The sequence below is a fragment of the Wolbachia endosymbiont of Glossina morsitans morsitans genome, from assembly GCF_000689175.1.
GTDB classification, from domain to species: Bacteria; Pseudomonadota; Alphaproteobacteria; order Rickettsiales; family Anaplasmataceae; genus Wolbachia; species Wolbachia pipientis.
Genome location: NZ_AWUH01000036.1, coordinates 1 through 3,278, shown reverse-complemented (window position 1 = coordinate 3,278; position 3,278 = coordinate 1). Strand labels below are relative to the sequence as shown.

General features: G+C 37.9%; 3 protein-coding genes. 1 reads left to right on the top strand and 2 read right to left on the bottom strand.

Annotated elements, in window-relative coordinates; all coding sequences use genetic code 11:
• Positions 1–289: 289 nt before the first annotated feature.
• Positions 290–1,282: a cytochrome d ubiquinol oxidase subunit II gene (gene cydB, locus WGMM_RS01020; RefSeq protein WP_038248691.1), complete on the bottom strand. Its 993-nt coding sequence runs from the start codon at positions 1,280–1,282 to the stop codon at positions 290–292.
• On the bottom strand, positions 1,275–2,705 hold the full coding sequence (locus WGMM_RS01015; protein ID WP_038248694.1) for a cytochrome ubiquinol oxidase subunit I: 1,431 nt from the start codon (positions 2,703–2,705) through the stop codon (positions 1,275–1,277). Before WGMM_RS01015 ends, cydB begins: the two co-directional genes overlap by 8 nt.
• A 228-nt stretch (positions 2,706–2,933) precedes the next feature.
• On the opposite strand from WGMM_RS01015, the gene WGMM_RS06390 reads away from it, so the two are divergent.
• Positions 2,934–3,104 (top strand): hypothetical protein, encoded by a 171-nt coding sequence (locus WGMM_RS06390; RefSeq protein WP_182320634.1) that lies wholly within the window; start codon positions 2,934–2,936, stop codon positions 3,102–3,104.
• Positions 3,105–3,278: the final 174 nt, after the last annotated feature.

Genomic DNA, 3,278 nt, shown 5'->3' with positions numbered 1-3,278 from the left:
GTAAAATCATTAGGGTGATGAGGAAAGTATGACACTTTAATTTTTATAAGCCTAATGAATATGTGAATAAGCACTTTAAGTTTGTGAAGCGTACTTATTCACATATTCATTGGCTGCATAATTTAAAAGAGATTAATTAGAAATTTAGTGCTGGTGTTTTTATTGCCAATAAACCCCCTTTTGATTGAATAAGATAATACAATAGTAAATAAAAGGTTGCATTAGAGCTGAATTTTATATCAAAAAATATTTTTCATGATACAAAAAATTATTATTGACTTTCATGCAATTAGAGAACATAATAGCAATGATCAGTGTAAGTTAAAATGAGTGGTAAAAGCGGTATTACAACAATGAGCATTAAAGATAAACTTGGCCCAGAAGCAGCTGCATCCGGAACGGTATATTGAAAAGGTATAATCCATGGGTAGATACTAATTCCTAAACCTAAGTGTCCCATAAAATAAATAGCAATACTGAGAAAGAATGGACGGTACTCCCGTTTACTATTCTGAAGATCAAACCACAGCATGAAAAATAGCCAAGATGTGAGTAATGGAATAGAAAATAAATAATAAAAATTTGGCATACTAAACCAAAAGTTTTTAATACGTTCATTTAAAAATGGTGTCACTACACTCACTAGTCCCATGAAAATACCTACAAAACCAAGCGTATAAGAAGCAACCTTGCGTGCCCATTCTTGTGTTATATTTTCTGTCTTCATTATGAGCCATGTAGAACCTAAAAGTGCATATCCAAATATCACAGCAACGCCTGTCATTACACTAAAAGCACTTGCCCAATCAAATTGGCCACCAGAAAATTTGCGTCCGCTTACTTCTACACCATGTATAAATGCGCCTAAAATCATGCCCTGGCAAAATGCAGCACCAAGTGACCCAAAATGAAAGGCATAATCCCATAATTGCCTGTATTTTCCTTCTGCCTTAAAACGAAACTCAAAAGATACTCCGCGCACTATAAGGCCAAGCAGCATAATAATGATTGGAATATAAAAAGCAGGCATTAATATTGAATATGCAAGAGGAAAAGCAGCAAACAACCCTCCACCACCTAGTACCAACCATGTTTCGTTTCCATCCCAAAATGGTGCAATTGAGCTTATCATGTGATCACGGCATTTATCTGACGGTGCAAAAGGAAGTAAAATACCAATACCTAAATCAAACCCATCCATTAAAACATACAGTAAAACAGCTATGGCAATTAGTAATCCCCAGATTAGGGGTAAATTAATTAAGGAAGAAAAATCAACCATGATTGTTGCCCTTTCCAGATGTACCAGCATCAATCACTGAAGCTCCAATACCGTGTTTATAAAATTGCTCTTCTTCTTTAATGACAGGAATTCCTTTGTATATAAGTTTCAGGATATAGTAACTGCCTGCTCCAAATATAAGGGTATACATAACGATAAATGCAATCAAAGACCACGCAACCTGAGGACCGGTAATCGCAGGTGAAAATGATTCAATTGTGCGCATAATTCCATATACAGTGTAAGGTTGACGACCAATTTCAGTAGTGAACCAACCTGCAAGTAACGCTATGAACCCAGACGGCATCATTGATATCCACCATCCATGTAAGAAACAACTTTGGAATAATTTGCCACGAAGATACTGTATAACACTTACTGACCCAATTATGATCATTAAAATTCCAACTCCAACCATTATACGGAAGGACCAGAATACCCATACTACAGGTGATCTATCTTCTTTTTTCCATTCCTTTAATCCTTTTACTTCTCCTAAAAAATCATGTGTTAAGATCAAGCTGGCAAGATTAGGAATTTTGATCTCGTAGTGATTAATTTCATTTTGCTGATCCGGATAAGCAAATAAAAGTAAGCCAGCCCCTTTTTCGGTTTCCCATATACCTTCCATTGCAGCAATCTTAGCAGGTTGATGCTTTAGTGTATTTAATCCATGCCTATCTCCCATGAACAGCTGAAATGGTGCAGCTAAAGCTACCATAATGGTTGCCATACCAAGCATAATTCTTGCTTGAGGAGCATGTCGTTTTCTCCAAAGATAAAATGCTCCTGCACCACCAACCACAAAAGCTGTTGTAAGATAGGCTGCTGTTACGATATGAATAAAGCGATAAGGGAAAGAAGGATTAAAAATAATCTCTAACCAATTGGTTGGATATAGGAGACCATTCTCACCAATCGTGAATCCAGCGGGTGTTTGCATCCAACTGTTGGCCGCAATAATCCAAAAAGCTGAAATAAGCGTTCCCACTGCAACTGAAATAAGCGTTCCCACTGCAACAATACAAGTAGAAGCAAAGTGCATACGAGAACTTACTCTATTCCATCCAAATAGCATAATACTCAAAAAAGATGCCTCCAGAAAAAAGGCTGTTAAAACCTCAAAGGAAAATAGAGGGCCGAGAACATTGGCTACGCGGTCAGAAAAAATCGACCAATTGGTACCAAGTTGATATGACATTACAACTCCAGATACCACTCCCATGCCAAAAGCAACGGCAAAAATCTTGATCCAGAATTTATAAACATCACGGAAACGTGTATCACCAGTCTTAAGCCAACACCATTCCAAAAAGGCTAGAAAACTTGCAAGCCCGATCGTGAAAGCAGGAAATATAATGTGAAAGCCTATTGTGAAGGCACACTGAATTCGAGCTAGCAGCACAGAACTAATTTCAAACATTTTATCCAATACCCATGTATTACAAATAATAGCCAAATCTACCTATAATTCAATCCATTTTTTCAAAAAATATTTTGACAAGATACCATGTCAATTAGTGACCTTGCCCAGAAAAAGTAGAGAAAAAGTTAAGACGTTTTTGTCATGAGAATAAATTGTGCAGGAATGCAACTGTTCTTCCTTGTCATACCGTCACGGTATCTCCAGATCCCGCTAACAAGTAGCGGGATGACGGTTGTTAGGCTAGCTGTCATCCAAGTAGCTGACACTGGTTCCTTTATGACGGCAGTGCCACTATGGTGTCATTCCAGTGTCCCTATGATGTCATCCCAGTGCTTGACACTGGGATCCAGGAATTTTATTAAGTTGGTAAGCATAAAAGTAGCCGTTTTATGTTAAAACACAACGTTCTTGATGAAATTACGGCAAGGTTGGATCCCAGTGTCAAGCACTGGGACGACACCCTTTTTGGGTCCTCTAAATAGCCTATATAGTGTCATCCAAGTAGCCTCCCTCCCCTGTCATCCAAGTAGCTGACACTGGGATCTGGCAAGCTTTGCTTGCAAATAAGTC

What these genes read in the sequence shown, in the direction of transcription:
- WGMM_RS01015 (WP_038248694.1), bottom strand. Translation starts at nt 2,705, where the DNA reads ATGTTTGAAATTAGTTCTGTGCTGCTAGCTCGAATTCAGTGTGCCTTC.
- WGMM_RS06390 (WP_182320634.1), top strand. Translation starts at nt 2,934, where the DNA reads ATGACGGTTGTTAGGCTAGCTGTCATCCAAGTAGCTGACACTGGTTCC.
- cydB (WP_038248691.1), bottom strand. Translation starts at nt 1,282, where the DNA reads ATGGTTGATTTTTCTTCCTTAATTAATTTACCCCTAATCTGGGGATTA.